Source organism: Aulosira sp. FACHB-615 (assembly GCF_014698045.1).
Classification (GTDB): domain Bacteria; phylum Cyanobacteriota; class Cyanobacteriia; order Cyanobacteriales; family Nostocaceae; genus Nostoc_B.
On sequence record NZ_JACJSE010000004.1, the window covers coordinates 68801 to 85130 of the forward strand.

At 41.5% G+C, this 16330-nt stretch carries 13 protein-coding genes; 6 read left to right on the plus strand and 7 right to left on the minus strand.

Annotation, left to right across the window (positions count from 1 at the left end; translation table 11 throughout):
• The first annotated feature begins 431 nt into the window (after positions 1-431).
• Together xseA and xseB are read left to right on the plus strand one after the other, a co-directional pair.
• Entirely contained in the window at positions 432-1679 is a 1248-nt protein-coding gene (gene xseA, locus H6G77_RS07470) for an exodeoxyribonuclease VII large subunit (RefSeq protein WP_190668975.1), read from the plus strand.
• The gene (xseB, locus tag H6G77_RS07475; RefSeq protein ID WP_190668977.1) at positions 1679-1912 is read left to right on the plus strand and encodes an exodeoxyribonuclease VII small subunit; all 234 of its coding nucleotides are present in this window, start codon (positions 1679-1681) and stop codon (positions 1910-1912) included. The genes xseA and xseB overlap by 1 nt, the downstream gene beginning before the upstream one ends.
• A 71-nt stretch (positions 1913-1983) precedes the next feature.
• Here xseB and H6G77_RS07480 read toward each other — a convergent pair whose 3' ends face one another.
• Positions 1984-2397, minus strand: a complete 414-nt coding sequence (locus H6G77_RS07480; RefSeq protein ID WP_190589357.1) for a heavy metal-responsive transcriptional regulator — start codon at positions 2395-2397, stop codon at positions 1984-1986.
• A 258-nt stretch (positions 2398-2655) separates the two neighbouring features.
• Between H6G77_RS07480 and H6G77_RS07485 the strand changes: the two genes are divergently transcribed.
• Both H6G77_RS07485 and H6G77_RS07490 read left to right on the plus strand, forming a co-directional pair.
• Positions 2656-5232, plus strand: coding sequence for a PAS domain S-box protein (locus H6G77_RS07485; RefSeq protein WP_190668979.1), 2577 nt, complete (start codon positions 2656-2658; stop codon positions 5230-5232).
• 93 nt (positions 5233-5325) lie between these two features.
• On the plus strand, positions 5326-7476 hold the full coding sequence (locus tag H6G77_RS07490) for a PAS domain-containing sensor histidine kinase (protein ID WP_242049162.1): 2151 nt from the start codon (positions 5326-5328) through the stop codon (positions 7474-7476).
• Positions 7477-7758: 282 nt separating this feature from the next.
• Here the strand turns inward: H6G77_RS07490 and H6G77_RS07495 are convergent, their stop codons facing one another.
• The 4 genes from H6G77_RS07495 to H6G77_RS07510 form a co-directional block, all read right to left on the minus strand.
• Positions 7759-8328 (minus strand): Uma2 family endonuclease, encoded by a 570-nt coding sequence (locus H6G77_RS07495; RefSeq protein ID WP_190871231.1) that lies wholly within the window; start codon positions 8326-8328, stop codon positions 7759-7761.
• 272 nt (positions 8329-8600) lie between these two features.
• Positions 8601-9845: a bifunctional sterol desaturase/short chain dehydrogenase gene (locus tag H6G77_RS07500; RefSeq protein ID WP_190871232.1), complete on the minus strand. Its 1245-nt coding sequence runs from the start codon at positions 9843-9845 to the stop codon at positions 8601-8603.
• A gap of 329 nt (positions 9846-10174) precedes the next feature.
• On the minus strand, positions 10175-12139 hold the full coding sequence (locus tag H6G77_RS07505) for a pentapeptide repeat-containing protein (protein ID WP_190871233.1): 1965 nt from the start codon (positions 12137-12139) through the stop codon (positions 10175-10177).
• A 611-nt stretch (positions 12140-12750) separates the two neighbouring features.
• Positions 12751-14385 (minus strand): family 10 glycosylhydrolase, encoded by a 1635-nt coding sequence (locus H6G77_RS07510; protein WP_313954484.1) that lies wholly within the window; start codon positions 14383-14385, stop codon positions 12751-12753.
• A 42-nt stretch (positions 14386-14427) separates the two neighbouring features.
• Between H6G77_RS07510 and H6G77_RS07515 the strand changes: the two genes are divergently transcribed.
• Together H6G77_RS07515 and H6G77_RS07520 are read left to right on the plus strand one after the other, a co-directional pair.
• Positions 14428-15567 (plus strand): acyltransferase family protein, encoded by a 1140-nt coding sequence (locus H6G77_RS07515; protein WP_190871234.1) that lies wholly within the window; start codon positions 14428-14430, stop codon positions 15565-15567.
• Between the two features lie 41 nt (positions 15568-15608).
• Positions 15609-15764, plus strand: a complete 156-nt coding sequence (locus H6G77_RS07520; RefSeq protein WP_190589349.1) for a hypothetical protein — start codon at positions 15609-15611, stop codon at positions 15762-15764.
• 20 nt (positions 15765-15784) lie between these two features.
• Here the strand turns inward: H6G77_RS07520 and H6G77_RS07525 are convergent, their stop codons facing one another.
• Positions 15785-16114 carry a hypothetical protein gene (locus H6G77_RS07525; protein ID WP_190589348.1) on the minus strand — a complete coding sequence of 110 codons (330 nt, stop codon included), beginning with the start codon at positions 16112-16114 and terminating at the stop codon, positions 15785-15787.
• Complete coding sequence (locus tag H6G77_RS07530; RefSeq protein WP_190871235.1) at positions 16111-16314, minus strand: hypothetical protein; 204 nt, start codon at positions 16312-16314, stop codon at positions 16111-16113. Before H6G77_RS07530 ends, H6G77_RS07525 begins: the two co-directional genes overlap by 4 nt.
• Positions 16315-16330 lie beyond the last annotated feature (16 nt).

Genomic DNA, 16330 nt, shown 5'->3' on the forward strand with positions numbered 1-16330 from the left:
AGAAAATGCGGAAATCGGATTTCTCTAAGAAACAAACGTCACAACTTTGATGAGTCTTTACCCCCCTCAACTATTATGGCTTTCGCCAGGTCTAGTGGTAAGTTATTCCCACCTCAGCAAAATTTTATCTGAGTGTTCAAGACTACCAATCTGAAAAATACACGGTTTTGTTAGGATTTGGATAGAAGTTTTGCTAGTTTATGAAGAAGAATTCAGAAATCAGGAGTCAGAATTCAGTATGAATTCTGTATGACACTTCAGCAGGCTCAGTGCATCGCTGGGTGATGAATATTGGTGGAAAACCTCGTCCCACCTGGGCGAAATCAAAATAAAAATTTCTTCTTAATTTAAACTCCATCCCTTTATGGTAAGAGTATTCACCAATTCTGAATTCTGTCTTCTGAGTCCTTTTTATTCGGCCCCCTTAATTGATGACTTCTGATTTTACTGACTCTGTAACTTTCAATACAGCACTTTCGGTAGCTGGGTTAACTGATTATATCCGGTTGCTGTTAGAGCAAGATGAGCAACTACGACAAGTTTGGATCACAGGGGAAGTTTCCAGCGCCAATCATCATCGCAGTGGTTTATTTTTTACACTGCAAGACCCGGATGGGACAGCAGCGATTAAGTGCGTGGCGTGGAATAGTCAAGTAGCAAAACTTGTGCAGATTCCTGCGGTTGGTGAACAGATAATTATTTTGGGGAGTATACGCTTGTATCCCCAAAGAGGAGAGTATCAGTTAACAGTTTGGCAAGCTTTACCTGCTGGTGTGGGTTTACAAGCATTACGCTATCAACAATTACGTAACCGCTTGTTAGCGGAAGGGTTATTTGACCCTGAAAAAAAGCGGCCGCTACCACCCCATCCCCAAACGATCGCAGTTGTGACTTCACCCACGGCGGCGGCTTGGGGTGATATTCAAAAAACCCTTAAACATAGATATCCTGGCTTACAAGTATTATTTTCGCCAGCCACAGTACAAGGCGAACAAGCACCAGAATCAATAGTGAAAGCGATCGCCAGAGTTGAAAAAGATGGTCGGGCTGAGGTGCTAATTTTATCACGGGGTGGTGGGGCAGTTGAGGAATTAGCTTGCTTTAATGATGAGCGAGTCGTCAGGGCTGTGGCAGAATGTTCTATCCCGGTAATTACGGGGATTGGTCATCAACGAGATGAATCTTTAGTCGATTTAGCGGCTGATGTCTGCGTACATACACCGACCGCCGCCGCCGAATTAGTTGTACCGTCGCTATCAGAATTGTCTGCTCAACATCAGCAGCGAATTGATGCTTTGTATGATGCAGTGTATGAAGTGAGGACATCGGCCGTCAATCAACTGCAAATCTTACGTAATCGCTTGCAACGTGTAGGCTTAGATAGACAAGTCAAACAAGAAATGCAAAAGTTAGGCTGGAAACGTCAGCAACTTTTACAAGTTACTAGCCAGCGATCGCGACAAGCCACACAGCATTTAGAATTGTTGCGCCAGAAGTTAGCTACCCTTGACCCAAAGGCGGTGTTACAGCGAGGTTACGCCGTGGTACGCCAAGAAAATGGAGCGATAGCGCGTCATGCAAGTGAGTTAACTGTTGGTCAAGAATTGTTGGTTCAGTTGGGGCAGGGAGAAGTTAAAGTAAAAGTTACGGAAGTGACGACAAAAACCCTCAAAGATTAATGGTTAAACGTAAAAGTTCCTCGGATGCGGAAGCGATCGCAAATGTGAATTACGAGGCGAAGGTATCAGAAATTGAAAAAATTATTGCCCGCATTGAAGCCGGTGAATTGGAGTTGGAAGACGTGTTTGAGCAGTTTGCCACTGCTGTTGAGTATTTACGTCAGTGTGAAAGCTTTTTACAACAAAGACAAAAGCAAGTAGATTTATTGATTGAAACATTAAATGATGATTGAAGAATTCCGAAGTCAGACTCACCACGGATTATAGACCGCTAAATCGAAATATCGACTCTCATTGGGGAGAATTATTCATTTTCAATGATGGGGCAAATAGTAGAATGAGAATGATCAGGTTTGATTTCCCAACCAGAAAGTAAGCCTGATAATTCTTGTCGCAAAATCATTAATTGTTGAATTTGTTCATCAATAGCTTTTACCTTGTCTTCTAATTTCGCTTTGATATGTTCACAAGGTAATTTACCACTATCATGAACATTTAAAAACTCTTTAATTTCTGACAAACTTAAGCCTAAACTTTGAGCGCGTTTGATAAAGTGTAGTCGCGCTAAAACATCAGAGTTAAATAATCTAAATCCGCCTTCGGTTCTACCTGATGATTGAAGTAGTCCGAGTTCTTCGTAGTAGCGAATGGTTTTAATTGGTACGCCGCTTTCTTTGGCAACTACACCAATTTGTTTTGTTGCTGTTGGGGTGAACATAATTCGTAAACTTTTAGTCAGACATGATTACTGATCTTATCTTAAACTCTCCATTCTACTGGAGAGTCTCAAGAAAATATTGTTCCGGGCATCAACTAATTTACAATCCAAAGTGGTGTAAGCCAATGGTTCACCCGATTGGGTGAATGCGATCGCCCCATCAAGAATTAACCTGAAATAAGGCTATGTTTTGCTGCTGTTAGCACTGATGTTGACAACAGCGAAATTGTCGTCATAGTTACCATCTCTTGACAAATCATGTCAGTTGCTTGGGTATCAAAGGGTGAAATAGTGGATGAATCCTTAAAATTACTACGTAAACTTGAATTTCTGCCAGAGACTATCACTTTGTTGGACAAAATTGCTGCTATTTTACCAGGGATGATTTTTCAATTCCGACAACAGGCGGATGGTTCCCAGGTGGTTTTATACGTAAGTTCTGGTTGTCGAGACTTGTCAGAATTAGAACCAGAACTAATTCAAGCAGACTGGCAAATTTTATACCAGCTAATTCATCCCGAAGATAGAACCAAGTTTAAGAAATCTCTGGCTGTAGCTTTTAGTACACTTAAACCTTGGCATTGGGAAGGCAGAATTATGACTCCTAGTGGTAAACTCAAGTATATTCAAGGAGCTTGCCAACTGGAAGCAGAAGCAAACGGTGATATTCTCTGTAATGGTTTAGTGATAGATATTACTCCTAGAAAACAAACCGAAGAAGAGTTACGCACCAGTGAGGCGAGGTACCAAGCAATTTTGGCAGCAATTCCAGATTTGATGTTTCGGATGAGTCGTGATGGTGAATATCTTGATTTGAAAGGTGATGGTATCAGTCTCACTTTAACGAAAGAAGAGATAGTTGGTAAAAATATGCGAGATTTATTACCAAATGATCTAGCCTTAATTGGACAAGAAACCATTGCGAAAACTTTGGATGCTGGCAGTTTGCAAACTTGCGAATATCAATTACCAACACCAAAGGGTATTCGTGATTATGAGGCGCGGTTAGTAGTTAGCGGCGCTGATGAAGTATTAGCGATTGTTCGGGATATTACAGAGCGGAAACAAGTAGAAACTTCACTACAAAATTTGGCACAAAAGTTTTCTAAAGCTTTTAATTGTAGTCCCGATCCAATTAGTATTAGTACATTGAAAGAAGGACGCTTCATCGAAGTTAATGATAGTTTTATGCAGCTATCAGGCTATGAGCAGAATGAAGTAATTGGTCATACAGCTTTTGATTTAAAAATCTGGGTAAATGAAAGCGATCGCACTCAATTAGTAGCAGATTTACAAACCAAGGGAGCCATCAGCAACTTAGAATTTACCTTTCGGCGCAAGTCCGGGGAAATTCGCACCACCTTACTGTCTGCCGATGTGATTGATTTAGATGGTGTACCCTGTATTTTAGCGATTAATCATGATATTACCGCCCGTAAGCAAGCAGAAGCCCAAATGCGGTTGACAGCACAGCGCGATCGCTTGTTGACGGAAACGCTGGTTAGGATTCGCTCTTCCCTGAATTTAGAGCAAATTCTCCAAACTACTGTGTCAGAAGTCAGGCAATTTCTACAAGCTGATCGGGTTTTTATTGGGCTGAATAATTATGAGGTAAAAGTCAAAAAAATCGCAGAATCAGTAGACCCCAAATATCCTTCTATATTGGGTTGGACACCAGAAGATAAAAGTTATTTGCAAGAATTGAAAACTATTTTTGCAACTCATCGCGTGCGTGTAGTGGAAGATGTCAGCAAAATCACAGTATCGCCAAAATTACAAGCCAATTATCAACAATTTCAGACAAGGGCAAGTTTAGCTGTACCAATTATGTTAGGGGAAGAATTAATTGGTGCTTTAGTTGCTAATCAATGTTCTGCCCCCCGTCAATGGCAACCGATAGAAATCGACTTACTCCAACAATTATCAGAACAATTAGCGATCGCCATTCAGCAAGCGCAACTTTACCAAGAACTCGCCGAACTCAACACCAACCTCGAACGCCAAGTAGAAGAACGCACCGCCCAACTGCAACAAAAAATGCAGGAATTAGAAAAACTGCAACAAGTTAAAGATGTGGTACTGCATACAGTCGCCCATGATTTACGCACCACAGTTATGGGCAATTTGATGGTACTGAAGAATTTGCTAGAAAATGGGGGAGTCGGGAGTCGGGATTTGGGAGTTGGGGAACAATCACCACCTGTCCTCCTCTGTTCCCATACACCACCAGCAGAAACTTCTTACCCTGCTGTTTCTCAGTCAATTCCTGTACCTAGTTCAGTAATTGAACGGATGATTCAAGGGAACGATCGCCAACTCACAATGATTAACTCTTTGTTAGAAATTCATTGCTGGATGGAGCAAGGTGTTATTATAAATCTCCAGCAGGTAAATTTAAACACACTCCTCGAAAAAATTCTGCCCGACTTACAACCACTGTTGTGGCAAAATCAGGCAACACTCGAAAACTTAATTAACGAAGATTTGCCATTAATCAAGACAGATCCTACACAGTTACAAACAGTGTTGCTGACCTTGTTAATTTATAGTTTGCAACAAAATCCCCCAGGGTTGAAATTGGCGCTGACAGCCACCGTTGTGGAAAGTATGGTCAAAATTCAAATTGAACATAACGGTGTCACCATGAGTAAAACAGAAGGTGATCGCCTGTTTGATTTATATGTGCGAGAACCCCAAGCACCTTGTTCCACAATTCTAGGGTTGAAAATGTATTTATGTCGCCAAATTATTCAAGCACATGGCGGCGAAATTGGTGTAATTAGTAACCGCAAACGAGGATTAACATTTTGGTTCACATTGTCTGTAGCCGATTAGTCGTCAAAATGTAGCCATAACTGATCATAATAAATACGAGGGAGAAAATGGAACAACACCTGCGATGGTATGGTCAAAGTTGGTAAGACACTAATGGCTAAATTATTGCAAAAATTTGGAATTTGGTGGCAACAAGTTTTTTCAGCACCAAAAATTGATGTAATTACTGGTGAATATCACTCTTGGCGTAATCATTTTTTTTGGCAGAGATTACGCTTGTGGTTATGGTTGGCATTTATTTGTTTATTGACTTTTACTGTCCGCGATATTTATGACTTATTCTTTTCTCTACAAGAATTGGTACAGATACCAAGAATAGTCAGGATTCAAGGACTGGCGATTAACGTTTCCATGTTACTGAGTTTATTGATTTGTTTTAGTTTACATAAAACTCGCTTTGGTCATCGTCACCCAGGTAGATTATTTTTAGGTACATCTTGGTCAGTTGGTTTTGCGTCGCAATTGTTCGCCACAATTAAAGGTTTTGCCTTACCAGATATTGTTGGTTGGTCGTTGCTATTTCTTAGTCAAGCTATATTTATGCCAGTGCGCTGGCCGCTCCATTTTATATCTCAGGTAAGTATTTTAGGTTACTATTTTATTGTGAATACTGCCTTGGGATTAAAAACACTTAAACCAGAACATCCAGAAATATATAATGTAACATTTGTTTTATATATATTCTGGTTTTGTGTTATCTGTGATTTGGGAGTTTATTTATACGATCGCCTACAACGTTCGGAATTTTACGCCCGCAAAGAATTAGAATCAGCTAATCGCAAATTAGTCGTCGCCGAAGCCAAATATCGCAGTATTTTTGAAAACGCCATTGAAGGGATTTTTCAAAGTAGTCCTGATGGTCGATATATTACAGCTAATCCGGCATTAGCTAAAATTTATGGCTATTCTTCACCAGAAGAAGTTACAGCTAATTTTACAGATATTGAAAATCAGTTGTATGTTGACCCCAAGCGTCGGGCTGAGTTTGTGCGGTTAATTGAAAAGTATGGCATTATCTCCGAATTTGAATCACAAATTTATCGCCAAGATGGCAGTATAGTTTGGATTTCGGAAAAAGCCTATGCTGTGCGTGATGCAGCCGGAAAATTACTGTATTATGAAGGGTTAATTGAGGATATTACCCAACGCAAACAAGCCGAGGAAGCCTTACAAGAACAAATCGATTTCTTACAAGTTTTAATCGATACAATTCCCACTCCTGTTTTTTATAAGAATACTCAAGGTTTATACCTTGGTTGCAACACAGCTTTTGAAGCAGTTCTGGGTTTACGCAAAGAACAAATTCTTGGTAAATCTGATTATGACTTAGCACCCAGAGAACTGGCTGACCAATATTATCACGCAGATATGACTTTGTTGGAACAACAACAAGTGCAAACTTATGAAAGTTTTTTGGTGTTTGCTGATCAAACCAAACATGATGTCATATTTTACAAAGCCAGCTTTTCTAAAGTCGATGGTTCCTTGGGCGGCTTAGTGGGGATAATTTTAGATATTAGCGAACTTCAGGCAGCATTGCGCGATCGCCAGCGTACCGAAGAAGCACTGCGAGTCTTTTTCCATGCAGTATCTCATGACTTACGTAACCCAGTTTTGGGTAGTTTGATGGTGCTGAAGAATTTGCTAGAAAATGCAGGAGAGGAGAGTAATGTAATTTCTTTACCCCGTACCACTTTAGAACGGATGGTGCAGAGTAGCGATCGCCAATTAAACTTAATTAATTCCTTGATGGAAGCCCATGTCAACGATATGCAAGGGTTAGTTTTACAGCGTCAACCTGTGCAGTTAGATATGATTATCGCCGATGCGATCGCAGATTTAGAACCAATGCTGCGAAAAAATCAAACTCATCTCATCAATCTTGTCACCGCAGATTTACCCTTAATCAACGCCGATGCAACACAACTATGGCGAGTATTTTCTAACTTAATTGGCAATGCCATCAAACATAATTTACCAGGATTGCAAATTACAATTAATGCCATAGTTGAAGGTGAAAAAATTTATTGTACCGTCAGCGATAACGGTGTTGGTATTAGCCCAGAACAAAGCCAAAGATTATTTGATTTATATTTTCGGGGCAAGAATAATCCTTATTCTTTAGGTTTAGGTTTAGGCTTATATTTGTGTAAACAAATTGTTCAAGCGCATGGTGGTGAAATTGGTGTCCAAAGTGGATTAGAAACAGGCGTAACATTTTGGTTCACCCTACCAATTAGCTGATACCAAGTTGCAATCAAAGATAGTAATTTGGGCTGGGAGTAGGGAGTAGAGAGTGGGGAGTAGGAATACTATTTCTGAAAGCAACTTATACCATTTTGGATTTTAGATTTTGGATTTTGGATTGGGAAATTGCTTACTGGCGAGCTTTTCAGTAACCCATTTGTCGCAATCATTTTTCAAATTGGTATTAGTATGAATAAGTAATTCGGTGGGAAAAAACAAAACTAAGTTAAGAAAGGTAAACAAAGCTATAACCCTCTTCTCTCCTGCCTTCTGCTATGATTATTCAGGAAAAAAGCAACTAATAGAACAACAAAATCCTGGTAAAAGTGGCGAAGTTATTTCATCATCACCTATCAAAGTTGCAACTAAAATTAACTGGGCTTTTTCTCGGCGATAAACTTCCACTTGTTTAGTAAAGCGATTCAAAATCCAATACTCACGCACACCATGAATTGAATAAAGTTTCAGTTTTGCTTCCTTATCTCGACGTTCGTTTTGTGTACCGGGAGATAATACTTCGATTACCAATTCTGGCGCGGCTGTTAAATGTCCTGCTTCATCTTCAATTTGGGCTAATCTTTCTTGGCTAACCCAAACTACATCGGGGATAACACTATCTGCCTCCGAAAAAATCAACCCAGGAGATATAATTGTCACGCCCAAACCACTAGACTCTGACCAAATATCAAGCTGGCGAAAAGTTTTACCACATATTTGTTGATGACGATAGTGAGGGGTGCGAGTTACAAATAATTCTCCATTAATAATTTCGTAGCGTGTCCACTCATTTTCAGGTAGAACCTCTATATCGTGGATTGTCCAGCGTACTCCTTCAATAGCTTGACTCATAATAGTTTCCGTTTAGCTGGTTGCCTTTCTTTGTTTCATTTTATCTGCTAGAACCGAGTCAGAATTATATATACGATCGCCATCCTACATCTTACTGATGAGCGATCGCATTAATTCTAGTAGTGTACCAACCCAATATTGCTACGTGGAGGTAAGCAAGGGAGCAAGGGAGCAGGGGAGCAGGGGAGAAACTTGCAGTAAGTCTTTCCCCCCTGCCCCTCTGCCCCTCTGCTCCTCTGCTGACCACAACGCAAAGTTTCCTTGGCAGACTACTAGTTCTTAGCTTTACTAAACACGCGATAATACAGCCATGTACTAGTCTCCTTGAAAGGAAATAGCAAATAAGTCAGGGGATTAATTGTCACGATAATATTGCGAAAGTCTCGGACTGCTAAAAATACAATGAATTTTGCCACTTGGGTAGCTGACATCACCCCATAGGGATTAAGTTGACTTTTAAACGGGCCGAGAATTAATTTGCGAATAATGCAATTACCTTCTAAACGTTTGAGGGTAATAATATTTCCCAAGGTGCGTTTACTCAATTCATAAAGTGGACTGAGGGCTGGTGATACCTCTGCTTCCGAAGTATTCACCCAAATTTCTTTGGTGGCTTTGTCTTGTGGCCCCGTCACCGTTGTCATGAAGATATCCATCAACCGCAATGCTGAAAAAGTATTCACCTCATAAGATGAATTGATGGCTTGGGGTGTGCGATCGCCATAAACATTCACACCATGATTGATAATCAAAATATCGACTTTTTCTAACCTATCTCGCAGTTGTACCTCATTCCCCAACTCCCAAGGAAGTACCATTACCCCGGTTTGAGTGACTAACTTATCTGGATTTGTAGTAATAGCTACAACCTTGGCATTGTGTTGAATCAGTTCTGCTGTTAACGCTTGTCCCAGAGTTCCCGATGCACCGGTTATGGCGATGGTTTTACCTTTAAGAGAAAGTGCTGTACCTAAAATTTTATCCACCAACGGAAACACGCCACTGTAATAAGCGTTCACATCATCAAAATGGTGTCGCCAATGGTAAGCACGATTTACCCAAAAACTCGAAGGAATAATTTCTAAAGGGCCGGGTAAGTGGTTATAGTCCGTCTCTATTTTCCCTTGAAAATATCGCACCGATGCCCCATACAAAAAGGTGAAAGCATATAATACCCCGAACCACAACCCCCATTGGTTCACCAATAAGGCAACTATTGTTAAAACAAAGACTAAAAGCACCGACTCTACAATGTCATGGTAAAGCTGAGACTCTTGATACATTTTTAGAGAAACTACCGATAAGTCGCGGCGATAGGCTGCATGATGCTTGTTATGCCATTTAGCTAACCAACTTACTTTGTGACATAAAGCATGGTAAGTGTCCCTGAGTACCTCCGCCAGCAACAGGGAAAAAACTCCCCAAGCCGCAAACTGCAAACAGTTATTTACCAGCAGCCAGTTAATCTGTAAATTTGCTTCAATCACAGTCCAGTTTTCAGCTAACATCTTAATCATATTTTTCAGTACGCCATTAATCTTAATCAATCTTTATATTCAATATAAAAATTTTTACTGGTGTCACGGCGAGAGCAGACAAGAGTTGCGTCTTGGACACAGACACAACCCGCACTTCGGCTACGCTCAGGACAAGCCTAGTGACCTCCTGCGTGGGTTCAAAACCCTTGATTTTGCATTAGTCTGCGTAGGCGGACTACCCTGCGGGAAGCCGCTTGCGCGTCTACGTTTTTATAGCCGCGAATTCCATTCGTTGGGGCTAGGTGCAAGATATGTGTTCCCCAAGATCCCCGACTTCTTCAAGAAGTCGGGGATCTAAACCTCCAGAATTATCCCAACCCAAATAGTTTAGAAATGACAGGTAATAAATTATTTGCTGCTTCTACCAATGTGGCGACGGCGGGTAAGCCAGAAAATAAACCTTTTAACATGGTGATGGCTGTCTTGGCAGTTTTTTGCTTGGTGGGTTCTTGGGGATTTTGACCTGCTTCGGCTAAAGTTTTCACTTGTTCTAAAGCCTCGGCTTTATCTTCATCAGATAATTCTGAAGATTGGGAAATTGCCTGTTGTAATTGTGTGAGTAATTCTTTAATTCCTGGTTGCTCACTATTGGGGGAATCGGGTAACTCATTAATGGCAATATTTACATTGCCGCTAATTATTCCTAAGTTGGCAACAGAACCACCACCCGCAATACCACTAACATTACTGCTGCCTTGAATACTAATGCCGCTAATATCAGACACTTTATTATCTCCTTCTATATAATATTTGGGCTGCTGGAGAGCAGTTGTCAGCATAGTTTCTAAACTACGAATGCGATCGTCTTTTTCTATAAGTAATGATTGTTGACTTTGAGATAAAGCTTTGAGTTGATTATAATCTGCAAAATATTCGGCACTCAGTTGCGATTTATTAACGTCTACCGCAGTTTTGGCGCGGATTAATAATTTATCATCGCCGCGTTTCTCCATTGCGACGATTTCTAACCCAGCTTCGGGGTGTTTTTCTGCTAATTTTTTAAACGCAATAGCAATGGCGCGGGGGTCAACGCCTTGATTGTGATAAAGGTCGAGGGTGTCAAAAATTGGTTGGATAAATTCGGCAAAGTCGCCGTCTTGAAATACTTCTTGGTGATTATCTGGTTTGCGGAGGGGGTCGGGGTTGGCTTTGGTGGGTAAGCGCATGAAGATATATTCACACCTCACGCCATGCAATTTAGTTTCATTGGTAATACCCCAATCCTCAATGAATGCACCTGTGAGAATTGCGCCTGTTAAATCAGTTGCGTCGAGTTGGGTTTGTTTAAGTTTGGCTCTGGATAAATCAGCATCTTGCAAGTTAGCTTCACTGAGGTCAGTGCTGATAAAGCTGGCATCTGCTAGGTTAGCTGATTGTAAGTTTATACCCCGCAGGTTTTGGCGATCGAAGTTTTTGTCTTGTCCTTGTCCAGTAACTAGCAGTTGGCGTACTTGTGAGTTTTGCAGATAGGTTTTACCAGGGCGCACACGGTCAAGCATTTTGGCTTGATGCCAATGAGTACGAGTAAGAGTAGCGTTGCGGAAATCGCTGCTTTTGAGTGTGGCTTCGGCGAATTTGGCATTGGTTAAATTGGCGTTACGAAAGCTTGTACCGCCTGTGGCTGCAAAGGCAATGGCAATATTACGAATCAAGGAATATTTCTCATTTCCTTTCATCGCTTGCCAAGCGATGTAAATGCTCAGTAACGTTCCGGCTCCGGCGACCGCTCCGGCGACGGTGACGGCGAAAGCTCCAACTCCAGCGACAGCGACGGCTCCGGCGACGGCGAAAGCTCCGGCGACGGCGAAAGCTCCAGCGAAAGCTCCGGCGAGGGTGACGGCGAAAGCTCCGGCGACGGCGAAGGCAACGGCGAAGGCGAAGGCGAAAGCGACGGCTCCGGCGGCGGCTCCCGCTCCTAAATCAGTTGTTAATCCTAGACTAATTGTGATGAAGCAAAAGGCAATCAATATGAATAAAGCAACCCAGCCTATAACTTGGTTGTTTAGAAATGAGTTAAATATCAGCGACACGAAGTAACCACTCAATGCTGAGAACAATCCTGAGAGTCCCGACAATAAAAATGAGACAATAACTAAACCAATTACCCAATGGCCTTGTAGTCCAGCTTTGGCGTGACTGAAATTTGCCTCTGTCAAGTTAGCACCGCTAAAGTTTGCGCCTCGAATATCGGCATAGCTAAAGTTTGCACTTGCAAGGTTTTGTCCTTTGAAGTTGCGTCCTCGGAGATTTTGACCGGAGAAGTCTAAAGCCATTATGTAGTTTTACGCACTTAGGCAAATTTTACTACAGGCTTCAGCCTGTTAATTCCAATATTTCTCGGTTTAGCTTTATTAGTCTTCACCGCTCCCTACAACCTCCATTACAAAGGGTAAGGTATACACACAAATATTCGTTTAGTGCATCTGTCCCGCCTCGGAATTCATTCCGAGTCTAATAGCGCAAGTCATCTAAAGATGACTCAACTAAAAATGTCTTCCAGTCCACTTGAGTGGACTTTAGCTATTAGCCTGGAACTTTAGTTCTAGGCGGGATGTGGTTGAACATAAAAATTTTTGACTTGTGTGTACACAGTAGCCTTTCCCTTGGAAAGGTTAGGGAGAGGTAAAACTGATTCACGAGTATCAAAGGCTCTCGCATGAGTATTAAAGACTCGTGAGCGAGTATAAAAGGCTCTCGCATGAGTATCCAAGACTCTCGCGTGAGTATCAAAGACTCATTCACGAGTATTCAAGATTCTCGCGTGAGTATCAAAGACTCGCTCACGAGTATCCAAAACTCTCGCGCAAGTATCAAAGACTCGCTCACGAGTATAAAAGACTCTCGCGCGAGTGTTCAAGACTCATTAATGAGTATCAGAACTTCATTAACGAGAATTTAATGTTGGCACAGGAATATGAACATTAGATTGTCTCGCTTGATATTGAGGAATTTCCACAACGGCGCTTGTTCCTTGCACACCATAACGAGTCACCGCCGACACAGCGACATCTTCAACTTGATGATTATTTAACAAAGTTGAATTCTGCCCAGCCGGTAAAATATTGGTATTCCATTCATTACCTATTTTGGTCTGCACAACCCATAACCAAACTGCTTGTTTACCTGTAGCTTGCCATCTCACAACTGTTTTAGTCCCAGTGACATCTTTTGCTAAACTGACTTGTGGTTTTTCGGGTGGTGTATTATCTAACCAAGGTGATGCCGGGACTAATGCGGGATGCTGATAAACATCTTGTGGTAATAAATCTGCAATGCCGCCGCGATTTTGTAGCAGAGGTTTCATACTAAAGTGAATATTGCCATCAGAACCAACATGACCTTGAGTTGTTTTAATTTGATAGACAATTTCTTTAGCAGGCCAAGCTGTGCGGCTGTTTTGTCCGATGCGGCTAGTATAAATTCCTGGCCAAATATGCCGAGATTGAGTGTTTTGTGATGTCCACCAATTCAACAATACAGGATAGCTTTCTTGGGGCTGTGCAATTTTCCAATAAAGTTGGGGTGAGAGATAATCTAACCAGCCGTTCATTAACCATTTGCGAGAATCTGCGTAGAGTTCTTGATAAGCATTAAACGCTTTTTCATTGCCTATTTGTTTGGGAAATCCTGGTTGCCAAATGCCAAAAGGACTAATACCAAATTTCACCCAAGATTTAGCTGTTTTAATGCTTTGATAAAGTCGTTGAATTAAGGTGTTGACGTTTTCTCGCCGCCAATCATCACGGGTTGCTGTCCCTCCTGATTGTTGATATTTTTGCCAACTAATTTGGTCAGGGAAATCAATTTTTTTATTTCTTCTATCTTTTTCGGGATAGGGATAAAAGTAATCATCAATATGCACACCATCGATATCATATCGATTCACAACATCCATAATGACTTGCACGGTGTAATCCTGCACGGCTTTTTCACCGGGGTCTAACCAGAGATATTTGCCGTAACGTTTGACTAATTGTGGATGAGTTTTGCTGATATGATTTGGTGCAACTGTTGATTTGCCCTGGGGATGACTGGCGCGATAAGGATTAAACCAAGCGTGTAATTCCAGTCCGCGTTTATGGGCTTCTGCCACTGCAAAAGCTAAGGGGTCATAATAAGGTGCGGGTGGTTTACCCATTTGTCCTGTTAAAAATTCTGACCAAGGTTCTAATGTAGATTGGTATAAGGCATCACAATCAGGACGGACTTGTAAAATCACGGCATTGAGTTTTAATTTGGCCGCGCGATCGAGTATTGTAATTAACTCGGCTTGTTGTTGACTGGTGGTTAAACCCGGTTTAGAAGGCCAGTCAATATTAGCCACACTCGCAACCCACACACCCCGAAATTCTCGGCTAGGTGATGGGGGAATGATAGCGGCTGGCTGGGGTGAGGAGTCAGCAATTTGGACTGGGATGAGACAGGAGACAGGAGACAGGAGACAGGCGGTAAGAATTAAATTCCTGTGCTGCTTTCCTAGACGTAAAAATCCACTAAGAAAAATGTCTTTGATGTTCACAAAAGTTTTGGAGGAGCGTTGAACAGATTAAACTATAACGTTATGAAAAATTCCTCTACACCCTCTACGCGCCTCGTTTCCCTGGATGTATTTCGGGGAATTGCGATCGCCTCTATGATTTTAGTGAATAATCCCGGTAATTGGGATTATGTCTATCCACCTCTCGACCATGCAAAATGGCATGGTTGCACGCCGACAGACTTGGTTTTTCCATTCTTTTTATTTATTGTCGGTGTCGCAATGCCGTTTTCTTTCGCCAAGTACACCCCAGAAAATCGCCCGACGGCTACTGTCTATCAGCGTATTTTCCGCCGTGGTCTGATATTATTTGGCCTGGGCTTATTCCTGGCACTGGTTTCTTTAACCCTTGATTGGTTAATTAAAGGCATACCACCCAATTTCGGCACACTGCGAATTATGGGAGTCTTGCAGCGCATCAGCCTTGCTTATGTACTTGCAGCCTTAGCAGTTCTCAACCTTTCCCGCCGTTGGTTATGGATACTAACAGCTGTTATCCTCATCGGTTACTGGCTGGCGATGCAATTTATCCCCGTCCCTGGCTTTGGCGCTGGAAATCTCACCCCAGAAGGAAATTTCAGTGGTTACATTGACCGCATAATTCTAGGTAAGCATATTTATCGCGGCGGCGCTTTTGACCCAGAAGGCTTATTTAGTACTTTGCCATCTGTTGTCACTGTCTTTTTGGGATATTTTACAGGCGACTGGTTACGCATTCAGCCAATTAAAAGCCGCACAAGTGTAAATTTAATAATTTTTGGTTTAATTGCCTTAGTAATTGGATTATTGTGGGGATTTTTATTTCCCATTAATAAACAACTCTGGACAAGTTCTTATGTTGTGTTTACCGCAGGTTGGGCATTACTCACTTTAGCTTTGTGTTATGAACTCATCGAAGTCCGCAATTTGAGAAACTGGGGACTACCATTAGAAGTGATGGGATTAAATGCCATCTTTTTGTTTGTTGGTTCTGGCATACTCACCCGAATTTTACTCAAAACTAACATCGGCAGCAGCACAACCTACAATTGGATTTATGACAACCTATTTCGCTCTTGGGCGGGGAGATTCAATGGTTCACTTGCATTTGCCATAGTCATGGTTTTATTGTGGTGGACAATTCTTTATGGAATGTATCGTCGGCGTTGGTTTTTCAAAATTTAGTAGAGGCTTTCCAGCCATTGCCCCTACATTGGAAACATATCATGAAAAACAATATGGACAATCACAAAATTGAAGTCACTGGAATTAGTGAACCTCTACTCAGGTTGATTGATGAACGAGTGAGAAACTTTGGCGGTGATAGAGCATTACAGCCAGAGGCTTTTACCCGTGAAAGTATTTATGAGAATCATGACTAATGCTTTTCATGGCAGACACTTTATTTTTCTGTAGATTTGATCAACTTATTCAGTTCCTCTGTGGCGATATAGAAATCTTTCGTGTTAAATCTGTAGCCTGTGTTAAAAGCATCTTCTTCTCTCACTTCATCAATCCCAAAACCATTTGTAGGAGAATAATCCAAGACAAACAGCTTGTTATTTAGGCGAATGTCAAGCATGGCAGAACATGAAGAAAAGATTTCTAGGGTCGTTATTGCTCCTGGAAAAGACAATTTTATTTGTTTAGCAAGGACAGAAATCTTATCGAGTATTGTTGACTCAGATGCTTGGTCTCCTGAATCGTTAAAATCTTCTTTCTTGTAAATCATTGTCCAGATCCAGGTTTACTGAATTCTACTTGTCCTGATTTCCTGTTTGTGATTGTCATACTACCATCCGCATCTATCTTAATGCGATGACCTCGTGACTTTGCCGTAATACTACCGTCGGGATGTCGAGTTATATAGTCATCAAGTGGCGGATACATTCTTCCGTCAGGCATATTGGATGGAGGTGGGAGGTTTTGCATTGGAATTCCACTAAGA

Coding starts and splice junctions, on each gene's coding strand:
- H6G77_RS07505 (WP_190871233.1), bottom strand. CDS start 12,139: ATGGCTTTAGACTTCTCCGGTCAAAATCTCCGAGGACGCAACTTCAAA.
- H6G77_RS07530 (WP_190871235.1), bottom strand. CDS start 16,314: ATGCAAAACCTCCCACCTCCATCCAATATGCCTGACGGAAGAATGTAT.
- H6G77_RS07515 (WP_190871234.1), top strand. CDS start 14,428: ATGAAAAATTCCTCTACACCCTCTACGCGCCTCGTTTCCCTGGATGTA.
- xseA (WP_190668975.1), top strand. CDS start 432: ATGACTTCTGATTTTACTGACTCTGTAACTTTCAATACAGCACTTTCG.
- H6G77_RS07480 (WP_190589357.1), bottom strand. CDS start 2,397: ATGTTCACCCCAACAGCAACAAAACAAATTGGTGTAGTTGCCAAAGAA.
- H6G77_RS07485 (WP_190668979.1), top strand. CDS start 2,656: ATGTCAGTTGCTTGGGTATCAAAGGGTGAAATAGTGGATGAATCCTTA.
- H6G77_RS07500 (WP_190871232.1), bottom strand. CDS start 9,845: ATGATTAAGATGTTAGCTGAAAACTGGACTGTGATTGAAGCAAATTTA.
- H6G77_RS07490 (WP_242049162.1), top strand. CDS start 5,326: ATGGCTAAATTATTGCAAAAATTTGGAATTTGGTGGCAACAAGTTTTT.
- H6G77_RS07520 (WP_190589349.1), top strand. CDS start 15,609: ATGAAAAACAATATGGACAATCACAAAATTGAAGTCACTGGAATTAGT.
- H6G77_RS07495 (WP_190871231.1), bottom strand. CDS start 8,328: ATGAGTCAAGCTATTGAAGGAGTACGCTGGACAATCCACGATATAGAG.
- H6G77_RS07525 (WP_190589348.1), bottom strand. CDS start 16,114: ATGATTTACAAGAAAGAAGATTTTAACGATTCAGGAGACCAAGCATCT.
- xseB (WP_190668977.1), top strand. CDS start 1,679: ATGGTTAAACGTAAAAGTTCCTCGGATGCGGAAGCGATCGCAAATGTG.